The sequence below is a fragment of the Pseudomonas sp. GW821-FHT01A09 genome, from assembly GCF_058986725.1.
In genome coordinates this window covers 34,361-51,465 of the sequence record NZ_JBYSWB010000001.1, presented here as the reverse complement: position 1 = coordinate 51,465, position 17,105 = coordinate 34,361, and the positions used below count along the sequence as shown (strand labels likewise).

The 17,105-nt window shown below is 64.4% G+C and carries 13 protein-coding genes and 1 pseudogene; 7 read left to right on the top strand and 7 right to left on the bottom strand.

All coding sequences use genetic code 11. The annotated features are described in order from the left end of the window. Positions 1-23: 23 nt before the first annotated feature. Both AC3WJP_RS00225 and AC3WJP_RS00220 read left to right on the top strand, forming a co-directional pair. Positions 24-1,004: a Bug family tripartite tricarboxylate transporter substrate binding protein gene (locus AC3WJP_RS00225; protein ID WP_493719224.1), complete on the top strand. Its 981-nt coding sequence runs from the start codon at positions 24-26 to the stop codon at positions 1,002-1,004. A 50-nt stretch (positions 1,005-1,054) separates the two neighbouring features. After that, positions 1,055-2,044: a tripartite tricarboxylate transporter substrate-binding protein gene (locus tag AC3WJP_RS00220; RefSeq protein WP_493719223.1), complete on the top strand. Its 990-nt coding sequence runs from the start codon at positions 1,055-1,057 to the stop codon at positions 2,042-2,044. 35 nt (positions 2,045-2,079) lie between these two features. Here the strand turns inward: AC3WJP_RS00220 and AC3WJP_RS00215 are convergent, their stop codons facing one another. The 6 genes and pseudogenes from AC3WJP_RS00215 to AC3WJP_RS00190 form a co-directional block, all read right to left on the bottom strand. Continuing rightward, positions 2,080-3,489 carry a methyl-accepting chemotaxis protein gene (locus tag AC3WJP_RS00215; protein WP_493719597.1) on the bottom strand — a complete coding sequence of 470 codons (1,410 nt, stop codon included), beginning with the start codon at positions 3,487-3,489 and terminating at the stop codon, positions 2,080-2,082. Next, positions 3,466-3,978, bottom strand: a pseudogene (locus AC3WJP_RS00210) (cache domain-containing protein); the annotation flags it as partial. The pseudogene AC3WJP_RS00210 and the gene AC3WJP_RS00215, both read right to left, overlap by 24 nt. Positions 3,979-4,250: 272 nt before the next feature. Next, positions 4,251-5,120 carry a metal ABC transporter substrate-binding protein gene (locus tag AC3WJP_RS00205; protein WP_493719222.1) on the bottom strand — a complete coding sequence of 290 codons (870 nt, stop codon included), beginning with the start codon at positions 5,118-5,120 and terminating at the stop codon, positions 4,251-4,253. 143 nt (positions 5,121-5,263) lie between these two features. After that, positions 5,264-6,133 (bottom strand): metal ABC transporter permease, encoded by an 870-nt coding sequence (locus AC3WJP_RS00200; RefSeq protein ID WP_493719221.1) that lies wholly within the window; start codon positions 6,131-6,133, stop codon positions 5,264-5,266. Beyond that, positions 6,130-6,885 (bottom strand): zinc ABC transporter ATP-binding protein AztA, encoded by a 756-nt coding sequence (gene aztA, locus AC3WJP_RS00195; RefSeq protein ID WP_493719220.1) that lies wholly within the window; start codon positions 6,883-6,885, stop codon positions 6,130-6,132. Before aztA ends, AC3WJP_RS00200 begins: the two co-directional genes overlap by 4 nt. Further along, entirely contained in the window at positions 6,882-7,013 is a 132-nt protein-coding gene (locus tag AC3WJP_RS00190) for a hypothetical protein (RefSeq protein WP_493719219.1), read from the bottom strand. The genes aztA and AC3WJP_RS00190 overlap by 4 nt, the downstream gene beginning before the upstream one ends. A gap of 251 nt (positions 7,014-7,264) precedes the next feature. Here AC3WJP_RS00190 and AC3WJP_RS00185 point away from each other — a divergent pair, with 251 nt between their 5' ends. Both AC3WJP_RS00185 and AC3WJP_RS00180 read left to right on the top strand, forming a co-directional pair. Then, positions 7,265-8,371 carry a glycosyltransferase gene (locus AC3WJP_RS00185; RefSeq protein WP_493719218.1) on the top strand — a complete coding sequence of 369 codons (1,107 nt, stop codon included), beginning with the start codon at positions 7,265-7,267 and terminating at the stop codon, positions 8,369-8,371. A 4-nt stretch (positions 8,372-8,375) separates the two neighbouring features. Continuing rightward, positions 8,376-9,437, top strand: a complete 1,062-nt coding sequence (locus tag AC3WJP_RS00180) for a hypothetical protein (protein WP_493719217.1) — start codon at positions 8,376-8,378, stop codon at positions 9,435-9,437. Here AC3WJP_RS00180 and AC3WJP_RS00175 read toward each other — a convergent pair. After that, the gene (locus AC3WJP_RS00175; RefSeq protein ID WP_493719216.1) at positions 9,418-10,251 is read right to left on the bottom strand and encodes a glycosyltransferase family 2 protein; all 834 of its coding nucleotides are present in this window, start codon (positions 10,249-10,251) and stop codon (positions 9,418-9,420) included. The genes AC3WJP_RS00180 and AC3WJP_RS00175 overlap by 20 nt on opposite strands. A gap of 140 nt (positions 10,252-10,391) precedes the next feature. Between AC3WJP_RS00175 and AC3WJP_RS00170 the strand changes: the two genes are divergently transcribed. The 3 genes from AC3WJP_RS00170 (at position 10,392) to AC3WJP_RS00160 (ending at position 16,959) form a co-directional block, all read left to right on the top strand. Next, entirely contained in the window at positions 10,392-10,538 is a 147-nt protein-coding gene (locus tag AC3WJP_RS00170; protein WP_493719215.1) for a hypothetical protein, read from the top strand. 163 nt (positions 10,539-10,701) lie between these two features. Next, positions 10,702-14,466 (top strand): CheR family methyltransferase, encoded by a 3,765-nt coding sequence (locus AC3WJP_RS00165; protein WP_493719214.1) that lies wholly within the window; start codon positions 10,702-10,704, stop codon positions 14,464-14,466. 204 nt (positions 14,467-14,670) lie between these two features. Next, positions 14,671-16,959 carry a putative bifunctional diguanylate cyclase/phosphodiesterase gene (locus AC3WJP_RS00160; protein ID WP_493719213.1) on the top strand — a complete coding sequence of 763 codons (2,289 nt, stop codon included), beginning with the start codon at positions 14,671-14,673 and terminating at the stop codon, positions 16,957-16,959. The last annotated feature ends 146 nt before the right edge of the window (positions 16,960-17,105 follow it).

The window sequence follows — 17,105 nt, the reverse complement described above, 5'->3', positions numbered from 1 at the left end:
AGAGCCTTGAAGGGAGTCAGAAAATGATCAACCGTAGAAGCTTTCTCGGCAGCGCCAGCCTGTTGGCGATCGCCGCGTCACTACCTGGGTTCGTGCGTGCCAATGACGCCGCCAGAGGCCGTCTGGTATTCGGGATCGCACCCGGCGCCGTCGGCAATCAGCTGGCAGGCACCACCCTGAAGATCCTCGCGGCGCAGTTCAACACCGACTACCAACTGCAAAACATCGATGCGCGCAACACCCTGCAAGCCTCGGAGACGGTCAAGCTCGCTCCTGCCGATGGCGCGACCCTGCTGCAGACCCAATCCAGCTCGATGACGCTGTTCCCCAGCCTCTACCGTTCGCTGGCCTACGATCCGATGAAGGATTTCACCCCGTTGGCGCTCATGGGTGACTATTCGTTCGCGCTCACGGTCGGCCCAGTGGTGCCCACCAGCGTCACCACCGTCGACCAATACCTGGCATGGGTAAAGGACAACCCTGAGTTTCGCGATATCGGCTTCTCGGTCTACGGCTCGCAAAGCCATCTGATCGGCATGATTCTGGGCCGCGGCAAGGAGATCGCCATCCGTCCTCAGTCCTACAAATCGGTCCCGTCACTGATGGGCGACTTGCAGAATCAAGTGCTGGCGGCGGCCATTACCGTTGCGGGCAATACCACCCTGGCCGACGCCAAGGGGCTGCGGCCGCTCGCGGTGACCGGCCGCGAGCGCCTGCAAGGTTGGCCCAATGTGCCGACCTTCGCCGAAGCCGGGGTCAAGGATATGGAAATTCAGGGCTGGTACGGCTGGTTCGCCCCGGCCAATCTGCCCGCCGCCACGGCCCAGCAGTGGCGCGAGAAACTTGCAGCGGTGCAGGCCACCCCGGACTACGCCGCGCTGCAGAAGCGCCTGCTGCTCAAACAGGTATCTATGTCACCCGATCAGATCCACGCGCGCATGCGCTCGGAGATGGCCGGCTACGCCAAACTGGTCGAGAGTTATGGCCTGAGCCAGATCACCTGAGGTCAACAGGGTCGACTGCGCTGTTGCGAGACCACTACAAGGAGCTTCACGTGATCGATCGCAGAACTTTTCTTTCCAGCAGTGCGCTTTTGCTGCTGGGTGCGGCGTTGCCGCAAACAAGTACGGCCGCGCCGGTCACAGGTCGCCTGGTATGGGGGGTGGCATCCGGCAACCAAGGCAGCAGTATCGGCAGTCGGTTGGCCAACGGCGCACTGGATATACTCGCCACTCAATTCAGCCTGCGTTATCAATTGGATGTGCTGGCCGCGCGCGACACCCAGCAAGCCAGCGAGACCGTCAAGCTGGCACCACCCGACGGCGCTACCCTGCTGCAAGTGCAGTCCGGCTCGATGGTGCTGTTCCCGGCCTTGTACAAGTCGCTGCAGTACGATCCCCAGAAAGACTTCACGCCCCTGGCCTCGCTGGGCGATTTCGGCTATGCGTTCAGTGTCGGGCCAGTGGTCCCGGCGAGCGTCACCAACATCAATCAGTACCTGGCGTGGGTCAAGGACAACCCGGATCTGCGCGACATCGGCTTTTCGGTGTATGGCTCGCACAACCATCTGATCGCGCTGATGCTTGCGCGGGAGAAGGAGGCGGCACTGCGCGCGCAGTCGTACAAATACCCTGAAGCCATCCTCGCTGACATGAAAAACAATCAGCTCGCCGCTGCGATCACCTCCGCCGGTAACGCACCATTGCTCAAGGCCGTTGGCGCCCGGGTGCTGGCAGTCAGCAGCAGCGCGCGCCTGGCGGCCTTGCCGGATGTGGCGACCTTCAAGGAACAAGGGCTCGACAAGATCGTGATCGATGGCTGGTACGGTTGGTTCGCACCGGCACGCACCCCGCCAGCGACCGTCCAGGCGCTGATCGACAAGATCAACGCCATGGCCGCCCTGCCGCAATTCGCCGAGCTGCAGAAAAAATACTTCCTGACGCCCAACCCCATGACCCCGGCGCAGATCACCGACCGCATGAAAAAAGAGATGGTCAGCAATCAGAACCTGGTCAACAGCTACAACCTCAGCAAACTTGGCTGAGCCGACTCGGCTGCACCGCGCAGCCGAGCCTTGGGTCAAACGCCCAGTGTCCCCAACCGCCGCGACAACGCCTGCATGCCCTGGCTCAACTCGCTCAATGCCGAGGCGTCACGGGCGCCCTCCTCGCTGGCGGCATGGATACGCAACGCCAGTTCGTTGATCTCATGGGTCACGTGGCTTTGCTGCTGCGCGGCCACGGCGATCTGTTGCGAGCGCTGCACGATATCGTCGAAACCGACCACGGTGCTGCCCAAGGACTGCGCCAGCAGGTCGGCCTGCTCCACCACCGTGCGCGTACGGCCTTCGCCGGCAACCATGGTGTTGACGGCGGTTTCCGACGCCTGGCGCAACGCCCCCATCATTTCCTGGATCTGATCCGCCGAAGTCTGGGTACGGCCCGCCAGGGTCCGCACTTCATCCGCCACCACGGCAAAGCCGCGGCCTTGTTCGCCGGCCCGGGCGGCCTCGATCGCCGCGTTGAGCGCCAACAGGTTGGTCTGCGCCGAGATCGCTTTGATCACCTCCAGCACTTCGCTGACGTTCTCGATATCTGACCCCAGGCGGGTAATGGCCTTGGCCACGCTGCCGATATCGCCGGTCAGCGAATTGATCGCCTGGCTGTTCTGCTCCATGTGGTCCTGGCTTTTGCGCGCGGTGGTCAACGACTGCTGAGCGGTGCCTGAGCAGTCCTGGGTGTTCTTCGCGACCTCTTCGGCACTCGCCGACATCTGCGTCACGGCAGTGGCCAGCAGGGTGTTGTCCTGACTCTGCAACTGCGCCCGTTCGGCCATCAGCACCGACAGGCGTGCCACGTCATCGGATTGCTGCTGCAGCTGGCGTGACTCTTCGGCGATGATCCGCAACATGCCCCGCAGGCTGCCGGCATACCGGTTGACGGCATGGCGCAAGCCGCCGATCTCGTCCTCGCGGGCGATCTCCAGTTCCGCACTGCTGCTGCCGCCCTGCTCGCTGAGCTTGTCGATCTGCGCCGTCGTCTCGTCCAGTTGCTTGAGCAGCAGCTTGCCGCCCCACCAGGCCAGCGCGAACATCAGCACCAGCACTGGCAGCAGTGTGGTGAGAATATCCACGGTGAGTTTGCTGGCGATGGCGGTCATCTGCGCCTTGGGGGTGACCAGCCCGATCACCCAGCCGGTGCTGGCGATACGCGTCAGGCTGACGTAACCGGCGCTGCCGAGGCGGCTGTCGGTGTCGAAAGCGAAGGTCTGGGCATCGCCGCTGCCCCTCTGCCGCCACTGCGAGACCTGCGCGAACCAGGGCGTCGACGCTGTCAAACCGGCCTCATCCGTTGCCGGTGCGCCATTGCCCGCCGGGAAATACAAGACCTTGCCCGAGGCGTCCAGGGCGAAGGCATAACCGCCGGTGACCTTGCCGTTGGCCTTGAGGAAGTCGGCCAGGCCGGTCAGGGTCAAATCGATGGTGGCCACGCCGGCGAACTGGCCGCCACGCAGGTAGGGAATGGTGCAGGTGGTCATGAGGATCTTGCTGACCGGGTCTTCATAGGCGTCCGACCAGCCGCAATGGCCAGGTGTCGAGCGTTTGCCCTGCTGGTACCAGTCGGCGCTCTGGTAAGCGTCGGCCTTGGGGTCGTTGTATTCCTCGGAAAAGCTCAGGCCGCCTGGCGTGCGCGCCCAGTAGAAGCTGCGGCGCTCGACACCCGCAGCAAAGGCGTTGGGCTCGGGCCACAAGCCGCCACCGGCCACGGCGCTGTCACCCTGGGAGTCGATGATCGGTGCCAGGCTGGCCTGCACCTGCGCAGGATCGGCCGGCAGCGTGGCACCGAGGCTGGCCAGGGCGGCGACCCGCCCCTCGACCTCGGCCAGCTTGATCGACAACTGGCGGGCGATGGCCGTGGCCGATTGCTCGGCGCTCTGGGTGTTGGACTGGATCAGCTTGGGTTCGCCGCTGAGGACCATGACGGTGTAGATCGCCAAGGCGCTGACGAGCACGATCAAAGCCATCGCCAGGCTGAAACGGGACATGATTTTTACAGGTAACAGGCGCACGGCGGGCCCCTCGGTCAGGCAGATGATGCCTGCCCTATCGACCTTGCCGCTGAAACCTTTAAGCCGCCCGTCGCTTATGCACGTGTACCTGTAGCGAGGAGGCTTGCCCCCGAAATGTATCCATATACAAAAATGTACGTTGGCTGGACTGTTTTTTCGGGGGCAAGCCCCCTCGTTACACATCACTGCCCTGCGCGCATGGCCTTGACCAACTGGTCGACGTTGTAGCGGAACATCTGCGCATAGCTCGCCGCCGGGCCGTCGGCAGCCGACAACGCCTCCACATACAACTCGCCGCCGGGCTGGGCGCCGCTGGCCGCGGCGATCTGCTTGACCAGCCGCGGGTCGCCGGAGTTCTCGAAGAAGTACGCGCTGACGTGCTCGGCCTTGATCTGGGTGATCAGGCGCGCGACGTCGGCGGCCGAGGGCTCGGCTTCGGTCGAAAAACCCAGGGGCGCGAGGAAGGTCACGCCGTAGGCATCACCGAAGTAGCCAAAGGCATCGTGGGAGGTGAGCACTTTGCGCTGCGCCTGGGGGATGCTCTGCACCTGAGCGCGGGCGTAGGCGTCCAGCGCCTGCAACTGGGTGATGTAGCGGTCGCCGTTGGCCTGGTACTCGGCGGCGCCGGCCGGGTCGACGCGCTTGAGCGCGGCGATGATATTGCGCACATAGATCACCGCGTTGGCTGCGCTGTTCCAGGCATGAGGATCGGTGATGCGCTCGCCGTCTTCTTCCATGCTGCGGGTCTTGATGCCGTCGGACAGCACCACCGGCTGGCCCCGATAGCCCGAGGAGACGATCAGGCGGTCCAGCCAGCCTTCAAGATGCAGCCCGCTGACGAACGCCACGTCGGCGCGCTTGAGCGCCTGGGCGTCGGTGGGGGTGGGCTCGTAGACATGGGGATCGCCATTGGGGCCGATCAGCGAGGTGACATGCACCCGCTCGCCACCGACGTTATGGACCATGTCGGCAATGACCGTGAACGAGGCCACGGCTTCCAGCGGCCTGGCCTGGGCAGTGAGAGAAAACGCGGACAATACAAGGGCTGCCATAGCCCCCACTAACAGGGATGGTTTCATGATGCTCCTCGGGGTGGTGGTGGTTGGAGATTCCTGTAGCGGGGGGGCTTGCCCCCGACAATTTTGTGTCTGACTCGATATATTCGGGGGCAAGCCCCCTCGCTACAGGCGGTAAATCAATGCGTCAGATGCGGCTTGGGGAACAACTTGCGCAAGATCCCGGTCCGCCCGAATAGCACCGACACACCATAAAAGGCGCTTGCGGTCAGCACGATGGACGGCCCGGAGGCGACCCCGGCGTGGTACGAAACGATCAGCCCGATCAATCCGGACAAGGTGGCGATCAGCGTCGAGATCAGCATCAAGGCGCTCAACGAGCTGGCCCAGAAACGCGCGGCGGTGGCCGGCAGCATCATCATCCCGACCGCCATCAAGGTCCCCAGCGCCTGAAAGCCGGCGACCAGATTGAGCACCACCAGCAGCAGGAACAGCACGTGGTACAGCGAACCACGGCCGCCCACCGCACGCAGAAAGCCAGGATCGAAACACTCCAGCACCAGCGGCCGGTAGATCACTGCCAGCAGCAGCAAGGTGAACGAAGCGATGCTGCCAACCATGTACAGGGCGTTGTTGTCGATGGCCAGAATGGTGCCGAACAACACATGCAACAGATCGACATTGGAGCCATGCAGCGACACGATCAGCACCCCGGCGGCCAACGAGGTCAGGTAGAAACTGGCAAAGCTGGCGTCCTCGCGCAGGCTGGTCAGGCGGCTCACCAGGCCTGCCAGAAGTGCCACCAGCAGCCCGGCGATCAAACCACCGAAGCCCATGGCCGGCAGCGACAGGCCGGCGAACAGAAAGCCCACCGCCGCCCCCGGCAGCACCGCATGACTCATGGCATCGCCCACCAGGCTCATGCGCCGCAGCATCAGCAGCACACCCACCGGCCCGGAGCCGATACCCAACGCCAGGCAGGCCACCAGCGCGCGACGCATGAAGCCGAATTCCACGAACGGCTGGACCAGCGCGGTATACACCATCATCCCCGACCTCCACGGTCCGCGATGCCGCACAGTTCGGCATCGGCGCTCCAGAACTCGCCCAGTTGCCGGGCCTTGCGCAAGTTGTCGACACTCAGCGCCGTCGCGGTGTCGCCCCAGGCGATCAGCTCGCGGGCCATGAGCAAGGTCTGCGGAAAGTGCTCGCGAATCTGCTGCAGGTCGTGCAGCACCGCGATCACCGTACGCCCCTGGCCATGCCAGACCCGCACCAGGGCGAGCAAGTCGGTGGTGGTGCGCGCATCGATGGCGGTAAAGGGTTCGTCCAGCAGGATCACTGCAGCGTCCTGCAACAGCAGGCGGGCAAACAGCACCCGTTGAAACTGCCCCGACGACAAGGAGCCGACGCTGCGCTGCTCGAAACCCTCGAGGCCCACTGCGCGCAAGGCTTCCTGAGTCTGCTCGGCCTGGCGCCTGCTCAGCCCGCGAAAGGCCCCAATGCTGCGCCAGGCGCCCATGGCCACGGTATCGGCCACCGACAACGGGAAACTGCGATCGATTTCCGCCGCCTGGGGCAGATAACCCAGCTCGCGGGTCGGCAAGCTGCCCCGGTCGACACGACCGGCCGCCGGGCGCAAGGTGCCGGCGATGGCCTTGATCAGGGTCGACTTGCCGGCACCGTTGGGGCCGACGACAGCAGTCAGGCTGCCCGCCTCGAAGCGGCCACTGAGGTGATGCACCGCCGGGCGGCGTTCGTAGGCGACGGTCAGGTCGTCCAGGGCGATAGCGGCGCTCATGGAATGGCTACCGCCCAGACGATGGCCAGCCACAGCACGGCCAGCAGAACGATTGCCAGTACCAGGCGCTGGCTGACCGAACGCGCCAGGGCGCTGCCGGTAATGGAAGGGAGTCGAGTGTTCTTCAAGGCAGGTCGTCCGGAATCAATTTGATACAATATAACATCTCTTTTATTACATAGAAGATGAAATTACCGCCATCTGCACCTCGACCCTGTAGCGAGGGGGCTTGCCCCCGAAAAAGGCCCTCAAAGCACCACCGCGCCTGACACACCGCAATCGGGGGCAAGCCCCCTCGCCACAGGGTCCGCGGGATAATTGAGTCGAACCATTTGCCTGTCGCGGCCCTCGAACGCCAACAACTGTCGAGATCATGGTCATGCGCATCGGTGTCCTCACCCACCTCAAACACCCGGTCCGGCAACCCTTTCCCGGTGGCCTGGAAGCGTTCACGTATGACGCGACTCTCGGCCTGCGTGCCCTCGGCCATGAGGTCACGCTGTTCGCCAGCTCCGCCAGCGCGCCGGAACTGCACGCCGTACCGATTCTCGACGACAGCACCTACCAGCACGGCAATCGCCCGCTCGCCAGCGAGTACATCGACGAGCACCACGCCTACCTCAAGACCCTGCTGCAGATCGACCGCTATGGCTTCGACGTGATCTTCAACAACAGCCTGCACTACGTGCCCGTGACCATGGCCTCGCTGATCCAGACGCCCATGCTCACGGTGCTGCACACGCCGCCGTTCTTCGAGCTGGTCGAAGCCCTGAGCAATAGCCGCCGCAGCGGCTGGTTCTGCACCTGCTCGAGCGCCAACGCCCGCGCCTGGCAAGCTCAGGTGCCGGAGTGCGAGGTGATCGCCAATGGCATCGACCTGGACTTCTGGCGCCCACGCGGCGCGGTCGGTGAGCAGGTGCTGTGGTTTGGTCGCCTGGTGCCCGACAAGGGCCCGCACCTGGCGATCGCGGCCGCGCTGCAGGCCGGCGTGCAGTTGCGTCTGGCCGGGCAGATCACCGATCAGGCCTTTTTCGATGAGCAGATCGCCCCGCACCTGGGCGAACAGATTCGCTACCTCGGCCATCTGGGCCGGGACGCCTTGGCCGATGAACTGGCCAGCGCCTCGGCGGCCTTGGTCACGCCGTGCTGGGAAGAGCCCTTCGGCCTGGTGGTCGCCGAAGCGCTGGCCTGTGGCACCCCGGTCGCCGCCTTCGCCCGTGGCGCCCTGCCCGAACTGCTCAGCGCAGAGACCGGCGCGCTGGCACCGGCCGGTGATGTCCCGGCGCTGGCTGAAGCACTGCTCGCCGCCCGGGGCAAATCCCGCGCGGCCTGCCGTGAACGCGCGCAAGCGCAGTGGAGCCAGACGCTGATGCTCAAGCGCTACGAGCGACGCCTGTACGAGGTGATGGCCGCCCATGCCGAGCAGCAGCGTGGCAACCCATCCGCCACTGCAACCCTGTCGCTTTCGGGTGGCTGCGGTGTCTGACGCCATGATCCCAGCGCCCCAGGTCGGCTACTACGTTCACCACCATGGCCATGGCCATTGGCGCCGCGCCCAAGCCATCGCCGAACGCCTGCACTGCCCCGTCACCTTGATCGGCAGCCAACTGCCGCCACTGCCCGCACCATTGCAGCGCCTGGACTTGCCGGGCGACACCGCTGCGGGCATGCAGGTCGAACATTTCGCCACGCTGCACTATGCGCCCCTGGCCGTCGATGGCCTGCGCGCACGCATGGCGCTGCTGGCGGACTGGATGCACCGCCACTGGCCCTGCCTGTTGGTGGTGGATGTCTCGGTCGAGGTGGCCTTGCTCGCGCGCCTGCTGGGGGTACCGACGGTGTACATCCGCCAGCACGGCCAGCGTGACGATCCAGCCCATCTGCAAGCCTACGCCTGCGCCACCACCCTGCTGGCGCCTTGGCCGGCGATGATGGAAAGCCTGGAAACCGAGGGTGCGCAATGCGCCGCTATCGTTCAACGCACGCGCTACAGCGGCTGGCTGTCACGCTACCCCCAAGGCCGCCAGGCCACCGCTGAAACCGGTCGGGTGCTGGTGATCATCGGCCAGGGCGGTACGGCTATCGGCCACCGCGAACTGCAGGCCCTGGCCACGGCTTGTCCCGACTATCGATTCCGGGTGCTGGGCCTGGCGCCCGAGAACGGCGCGCCGTCGGTTGCCAATCTGGTCAATCTGGGCCATGTGCCTGAACCCTTCGATGAATTGTGCCGCGCCGAAATCGTCATCGGCAGTGCCGGCGACGGCGTGGTCTCGGAAGTCGCCAGCCTCGGCTGCCGTTACGTGGCAATTGCCGAATCACGCCCCTTCGACGAGCAACTGCATCAGGCCCGCCGTCTGCAAGCGCTGGGCCTGGCCCTGGGGCTCGATGCCTGGCCCGCCGCCGAGCAGTGGCCTCAACTGCTGGAGCGCGCACGTGCCCTGGATCCTGAGCAATGGCAACGCGGCGGCTCGATGGCCGACTCTCCCGCCCAGGCGGCGCGGATGATCGAGGCCACCCTGCACCAGCACTTCGTCAATAACCCCGGGTCGTGAGGCAGGCGTCGATTTGCGCCTGGCTGGGCACGCGCAGCAGTTCCAGCTCGGTCGCGCTCCAGCGCACCAGGCCGCGGTCGACGAAAGCCTGCAGCCAGCCCTCCATCGGCCAGCGTTGCCACTGCCGATAAAAGCGCCGGGCATTGGCGACTATGGCCTCAAGGTGATTGAGCGGCGGATCGTACATCGGGTGGTACTGGTGGAAGGCCAACGCCGCCGCGCTCAGCAGCACCACCCCCTGAGCGCGGGCGCGGAAGGCGAAGTCGGTGTCCTCGCCGCCGTAACCGGTGTAACCCTCGTCGAAGCCGCCGATGCGCTCGAAGGTCGCTGCGTTGCAGGCGAAGTTCAACGACCAGAACAACTCATAAGGCATGGCAGTGCCCGCGGCCGTCCGATGCACCGCCAGCGGATGGGCTACCGCTTCACGCAACAAAGACTCGGCGCTCCACTGGCCGATGTCGGCGGTTTCAGGCAAATAACGCACTTCTCCCAGATGCAGCGCCGCGGGCGCCACTTGCAGCGCGTGGCAATAGCGGGCGATCAAGTCGGCAGCCGGAATGCAATCGACGTCGAGGAACACCCAATCACCGCCCATGCCGCTGACCGCATTGCGCGCCCGAGCCAGAGGCAGACGTGCGTCCGCCTCATCGATGCGCAACCCGTGAATCGGGAAGTGTCGACTCGCCAATGGCAATGGCGTCTGATTCATGAACACCACCCACAGGCCCGCTATGGGCTGGGTAGAGCGTTCGAGACCGAGGATCAGGTTGCGCAACTGAGGCTCGCGCCCGTGGACCAGAGTGATGACGTTCATGAAGGATTCCGTGGCAAGCGTCAGCAATGGACCCCGCGCGCCCCGCGATGATTCCCGGCCGTCATCGCTGCGCCGGGCCGAGGCACCAATGGCCACGGCGCCGGTCTAACGTTTTTACCTGTCGCAGGAGCGCGATCGCCATGACCCTCCCCACATCTGCGGATGTTTCCACCGACCCCGCCGAGCTCGACGACGAAGACCTGATCAACGATCCGGGCAATGAAGATCCGGGCTCCATCGAAAAGGACGCACTCGTACCCCTGATCGAGGACGAAGACGCTCCCTGATCGCGATATCAGGGCGTTGCAGCACAGTTGTCGGAGGGCCGGCGCCCTTCTCGCAGCGCCATGGCGCTAAAGGTTCAAACAAATACGGCCCGCGCGCTATATGCTGGGGGATATTTCCATCGCGAGCAGCGCGCACCCTCGCCTGCCGATACCAGGCTTGCCCATGACATCGACGTCTTCCAGTGCTGTGCCACGTGATCACAGCTCATCCAGCGGCCTCGCGTTCCCAGTGGTCGGCATCGGCGCCTCGGCCGGCGGCCTGCAAGCCATCAAGGAGTTCTTCGAATACGCCCCGCGCGACTGCGGCATGGCCTTCGTGATCATCCTGCACTTGTCCCCCGATCATCAGAGCATCGCCGGCAAGATCATCCAGGAATCCACGCCCATGCCGGTGCTGCAAGTCACCGAAGGCGTGCCCATCGAGGCCGACCACATCTATGTGATCTCCCCCGCGCAGACCCTGAGCATGGACGACGGCTGGCTGCGCATCGAGCCGCCACAGCCGCGCAACGGCATGCATGTGGCAATCGATCTGTTCTTCCGGGCGCTGGCCGATGTGCACCAGGAGCGGGCCTTTTGTATCGTCCTCTCGGGCACTGGTTCCGACGGCGCCGTGGGCCTGACGCGCATCAAGGAACAAGGCGGCGTGACCATGGCCCAGGCACTGGACGACGCCGAGTTCGACGGCATGCCGCGCGCCGCCATCGCTACGCAGATGGTCGACCTGGTGCTGCCCGTGGCGCAGATGCCCGCCAAGCTGGTGGAACTGTGGCAAAACTCGCGCGCCATCCAATTGCCCTTGACCGGCGAAGACGCCCTGCTGCGCACGTCCAGCGAGCGTGAGGCCCTGGCCGCCGAACAATTGCTGCAGGACATTCTCGCGCAACTGCGGGTCGGCACCGGCCACGACTTCAAGCATTACAAACGCGCCACCGTGCTGCGCCGCATCGAGCGGCGCATGCAGGTCACCGCTCAGCCGGACCTGCGCGCCTATTACCTGTTCCTGCAGGACCGCCCCGACGAAACCCGGGCGCTGCTCGGCGACATGCTCATCGGCGTGACCAACTTCTTCCGCGACCGTGAAGCATTCGAGGCCCTGGAGCGCGATGTGCTGCCGCTGGTGATTCCGGGAGGCGATGGCCCGCGGCCGGAAAAAGACGAAATTCGCGTGTGGTCGGCGGGTTGTTCGACCGGCGAGGAAGCCTACAGTCTGGCCATGGCCTTCGGCGATCGCATGCTTGCCCACAACAGTCAGGCCAAGCTGCAGGTATTCGCCACCGACATCGACGAGCGCGCCATCACCCATGGCCGCCTGGGCCTTTACAACCAGGCGATCATCACCGATGTGCCAGCGGCGCGCCTGCGCCAGTACTTCGTCAAGGAAGAGGACCACTTCCGCATCCGCAAGGAGGTCCGCGAACGGGTGCTGTTCGCCAAGCACAGCCTGCTCTGCGATCCGCCCTTCTCGCAGATCGATCTGATCACCTGCCGCAACCTGCTGATCTATCTGGATCGCGAAGTACAGCGTGAAATCCTGCAGATGTTCCACTTCGCCTTGCGCCCGGGTGGCTACCTGTTCCTTGGCTCGTCAGAGTCGACCGACGCCTGCACCGACCTGTTCTGCGCGGTGGACAAGCGCAACCGCATCTTCCGCGCCAAGACCGGCACCGCCAGCAGCCGGCGCACCCCGACCATGCCCCGCGGCGGCTACGTGCGCAGCCAACCCAGCAGCAAGCCGGAGCAGATTCATTCTCCGCGCAAGCTGTCGGTGGCGGATATCCACCTGCGCGCCATCGAACAAAGCGCGCCACCGAGCCTGATCGTCGACGCCAACGCCGACATCCTGCACATGACGCAAAGCGTCGGCCGCCATCTGCGCATGGTCGGCGGCGAACTGAGCCGCAACCTGCTGACCCTGATCCACCCGGATCTGCGTCTGGAAATCCGCACCACGCTGTTCCAGATGCATCAGAGCGGCGCCGCCGTGCGCTCGCGTCAGGTCAAGGTCGAGCGCGAAGGCCGCCAGTATCTGGTCGAGCTGACCGCGCAGCCCTACAAGGACGTGGAAGTCGAAGGCGAGTTCGCCCTGGTGCTGATCGCCGAAACCGAACTCGATGCCTCGCAGCAGCAGGATCTGGCCGCGGTGCAGACCGACAACCAAGTGCTGTCCAACCTCGAGCGCGAGCTGCAGCGCACCAAGCTGCACCTGCAGGACACCATCGAGCAGACCGAGGTGTCCAGCGAGGAGCTCAAGGCCTCCAACGAAGAAATGCAGGCCATCAACGAAGAACTGCGCTCAGCCACCGAGGAGCTGGAAACCAGCAAGGAAGAACTGCAGTCGATCAACGAAGAACTGCTCACCGTCAACTACGAGCTCAAGACCAAGGTCGAAGAAACCGACAAGATCAACGACTACCTGACCAACCTGATCGCCTCCACCGACATCGCCACGGTGTTCGTCGACCGCAGCATGCGCATCAAGTGGTTCACCCCGCGCGCCACCGAGATCTTCAGCATGCTGCCGGTCGACACCGGCCGCTCGCTGCTCGATATCACCCATCGCCTGGATTACCACGACCTGGCCGGTGACGCCGCCAGCGTGTTCGAGACGCTGACCCTGATCGAGCGCGAGGTCAGCAGCAACGACCAGCGCTGGTACATCGTGCGCCTGCTGCCGTACCGCTCCAGCGAAGACCATATCGACGGCACCGTGCTGACTTTCATCGATATTACCCAGCGGCGCCTGGCCGAAGAGGAGCTGCGCCACAGCGAGGAAGGCATGCGCCTTGCGGTGGGCCAACGCGCCACCAGCCTCAAGGACGAGTTCTTCGCGGTCATGTCCCATGAACTCAAGCACCCGCTCAACCTCATTCAGCTCAACGCCGAACTGCTGCGCCGCCTGCCTGAGTTGAACAAGCCTGGCCTGGCCGCCAAGGCGCTTGACACCATTCGCGATGCGGTCAGCAGCCAGGCGCGGATCATCGACGACCTGCTCGACGAAGCGCGGGTGCGCACCGGCAAGCTCAAACTGATGCGCGGGCCGCTCGATCTGATCAGCGTGCTGCGCAGTATCCATAACGTGGTCAAGTTCGACGTCCAGGGCCGTGAAGTGCAGTTGCAAGTACCGGGCGCCGCCGAGCCGGCGCTGATCATCGACGCCGATCCGACGCGCCTCGAACAGGTGCTGTGGAACCTGATCAACAACGCCCTCAAGTTCACCCCGGCGCCCGGCAAGATCTGGATTGTCGCCGAACGCGACCAGGACATGGCCCGCGTACGCATCATCGACAGCGGCGTCGGCATCGGCAACGAGCATCTGGACAAGGTGTTCGACCTGTTCGGCCAGGCTGGCGGCGGCCACACCACCTATCAGCGCGAAGGCCTTGGCATCGGTCTGTCGCTGGTCAAGCAACTGACCGAAGCCCATGGCGGCCGTGTTCAGGTCGAATCCGACGGCATTGGTCGCGGCAGCACCTTCACCCTCTGGCTGCCGCTGAACCTGCATGAGTGCGAGCGCCCGCCGGTGGAATTCAAGGAACAGGCCGGGCGCCTCAAGGGCCTGACCGTATTGCTGGTCGACGATGCCCCGCAGGTACTCGAAACCTTGCAGATGCTGCTGGAAATGGAAGAAGCCCAGGTCACCGCCTTCAGCGATCCGCTGCTGGCACTCGATGCTGCGAATCGGCAGCTCTTCGACCTGATCGTCTCTGACATCGGCATGCCGAAAATGAACGGCCACGAGCTGATGAGGGCCCTGCGCATGCTGGCCAATACCAAGGACACCCCCAGCCTGGCCCTGACCGGCTACGGCGCCAGTGATGACGTGCTCAAGGCCCGCACTGCGGGTTTCACTCGGCACCTGAGCAAACCGGTGGCTTATGACGATCTGATCGACGCTCTGGAGGAGATCCGCCAGCCGCTACGCTGATCAGGCCGCAGTGACGATAGCCCGCTGCGCAGTGAACCCGGTCACGCTACGGGACATTGGCCGGGCAAAAACTGGACGTTCGTCGGAAACCCGCCAAACTTCACTCATATACCCCGCTTTGGGTCCGATATCCCGGCTGTACACAACTGACTTCAAGGTCATGTCCAGTCGGGGCCGAACGCCCCTTCAGCAAGGTCGCCGGCAATGTCGCCAGAGACCGGCAACACCCACGCCAAGGTATCGATGAGCAAAGGACTTTACTCTCCGTATTCGCGCAAGGACCCTTGGTGGCGGCGCTACGGCCATTTCCTGCTGCCGACCTGCATCTTGCTGGTCGGCCTGGCATTGTCGGTGTTCGTCGGTCTACTGGACCTGCAGTACCGTCACAACGAGGAGCGCGCCGATATCCGCCTGCGCCTGAGCCTGCTCAGCGCCCAGGCGCAGACCCAGGTGCGCAACACCTTCAGCCAGACCGAGGGCATCACCCAACTGTTGAGCGTCGACGGCGACATCAGCGCCGCCCATTTCCACGGCATGACCGACGAGGCCAAGGCCGCCGTGCCCTCGTTGCAGCACATTGTCCTGGCGCCCAACGATGTGATCAGCGACGTCTGGCCACTTGCAGGCAATCAAGTGCTGATCGGTCTGGACTTTCGCAACATCGCCGACCAATACCCCATGGTCCACCTGTCACGAGCGCTGGGGATTCCCATCCTCACCGGCCCCATCGATCTGATCCAGGGTGGCCGCGCGCTGGTCTATCGGCGTCCGGTGTTCCAGGCCTCCGGTACCGGCAGCACCCACTATTGGGGCATGGTCTCGGTGGCAGTGGATGTCGATGCGCTGATCCGTGCCACCGGCATGAACGCCGACGGCCCATTGTCGCTGGCCCTGCGCGACCGCCAGAACAAACCGGTGTGGGGCGATCAGAGCAGTTTCGACCGTGACCCGGTCACCACCGGCGTCGAGATACCCGGCGGGCGCTGGCAGCTGGCGGGTATCCCAAGGGGCGGCTGGTCGGCGTTCACCTTGCTCGACTCCGGGGTATTCGCCCTGAGCCTGCTTGCCACGGCGATCTTCACCGTCTTCGCGCTGCAGATGACCCGTACCCAGATCCTCATGCGCCGGCGCAACGACGAACTCAACGGCGAGATCAGCGAACGCCTGCAGGCCGAGCAGCGCCTGGCGCAACTGGCCCATTACGACTCGATCACCGGCCTGGCCAACCGTGTGCTGTTCCGCCAGCGGCTGGTCGAGGCGATCGAATCGGTCGTGGGTCGGCGTGCGTGCCTGGCGGTGATGATTCTCGACATCGACGGCTTCAAGACCATCAACGACACCCTTGGCCATGCCATGGGCGACCTGCTGCTGCGCCACGCGACCCAGCGCTTCGTCGACAGCGTGCATGGCAACGATACCGTCGCGCGCCTGGGCGGCGACGAGTTCGGCTTCATCCTCCAGCACCTCGAGCGCCCCGAAGATGCCGTGCATGTGGTAGGCGAGCTGTTGCGCTCGCTGGCCCTGCCCTTCGATCTCAATGGCAATGCCGCCCTGGTGACCGCCAGTATCGGCGTCGCCATCTGCCCGTTGGATGGCAGCAACGCCGAGGATCTGCTGCGCCATGCCGATACCGCGATGTACAGCGCCAAGGAATCCGGGCGCAACGATTTCCGCTTCTATCAGGCGACCATGACCCAGCAGATCAAGCGCCGGGTCGATATGGAACATGCCATGCGCCGGGCCTTGAGCAATGGCGAGTTCGAGGTCTGGTATCAGCCGCGCCTGAACCTGCGCAGCGGCCGGTTCGAAGGCGCCGAAGCCCTGTTGCGCTGGCGCGATCCGCACCTTGGGCTGATCATGCCCAGCGATTTCATACCACTGGCCGAGCGCACCGGACAGATCATCGCCATCGGTGAATGGGTGCTCGATCAGGCCTGCCAGCACATCCGCGAATGGCGTGCTCAGGGCTGTCTGATCGACCGGGTGGCGGTGAATGTCGCCGCACCGCAGATCGAGCGCAGCGATTTCGTCGCCACAGTGCGCGCAGCACTGCAGCGCCATCAATTGCCGGGCCAAGCACTGGAAGTCGAGGTCACCGAGAGCCTGTTGCTCGAAAGCCACGAGGCGGCCAGTGGCGTGCTGCGCGAGTTGCAAGGGATGGGCGTGACCACCGCCATCGATGACTTCGGCACCGGCTATTCTTCGATGGCCTACCTCAAGCGTTTGCCGATCGATCATCTCAAGGTCGACCAGGCGTTCATTCGCGACCTGCCGCAGGATCAAGGCGACGTGGCGATCGTCCAGGCCATCATCGCTCTCAAGCGTGCGATGAACTTCCGCATGACCGCCGAGGGCATCGAGACCCGCGCCCAGTATGAGTTCCTGCGTGATGCCGGTTGCGATGCCGGGCAGGGTTACTTCATCAGCCGGCCGTTGCCCGCTGCGGAGTTCGCCACCTGGCTGTTGCGTCATGGCGCCTGTGCCGTGGTGTGAGCTGCGGCAGATGGGTGGCAAGGGCCGGGATTTCCGTCCAATGGTCGGGATCGATATGGCCGCCCCCGGGTCAAATCTCCTGATCAGATCGCGCCAGCTCTCGCGGCGTTTTTTCATTGGCAGAGCATTCTCCCGAAGGGAATGGA

What these genes read in the sequence shown, in the direction of transcription:
- aztA (WP_493719220.1), bottom strand. Translation starts at nt 6,885, where the DNA reads ATGAGCGCCGCTATCGCCCTGGACGACCTGACCGTCGCCTACGAACGC.
- AC3WJP_RS00175 (WP_493719216.1), bottom strand. Translation starts at nt 10,251, where the DNA reads ATGAACGTCATCACTCTGGTCCACGGGCGCGAGCCTCAGTTGCGCAAC.
- AC3WJP_RS00225 (WP_493719224.1), top strand. Translation starts at nt 24, where the DNA reads ATGATCAACCGTAGAAGCTTTCTCGGCAGCGCCAGCCTGTTGGCGATC.
- AC3WJP_RS00170 (WP_493719215.1), top strand. Translation starts at nt 10,392, where the DNA reads ATGACCCTCCCCACATCTGCGGATGTTTCCACCGACCCCGCCGAGCTC.
- AC3WJP_RS00205 (WP_493719222.1), bottom strand. Translation starts at nt 5,120, where the DNA reads ATGGCAGCCCTTGTATTGTCCGCGTTTTCTCTCACTGCCCAGGCCAGG.
- AC3WJP_RS00160 (WP_493719213.1), top strand. Translation starts at nt 14,671, where the DNA reads ATGTCGCCAGAGACCGGCAACACCCACGCCAAGGTATCGATGAGCAAA.
- AC3WJP_RS00165 (WP_493719214.1), top strand. Translation starts at nt 10,702, where the DNA reads ATGACATCGACGTCTTCCAGTGCTGTGCCACGTGATCACAGCTCATCC.
- AC3WJP_RS00200 (WP_493719221.1), bottom strand. Translation starts at nt 6,133, where the DNA reads ATGATGGTGTATACCGCGCTGGTCCAGCCGTTCGTGGAATTCGGCTTC.
- AC3WJP_RS00185 (WP_493719218.1), top strand. Translation starts at nt 7,265, where the DNA reads ATGCGCATCGGTGTCCTCACCCACCTCAAACACCCGGTCCGGCAACCC.
- AC3WJP_RS00180 (WP_493719217.1), top strand. Translation starts at nt 8,376, where the DNA reads ATGATCCCAGCGCCCCAGGTCGGCTACTACGTTCACCACCATGGCCAT.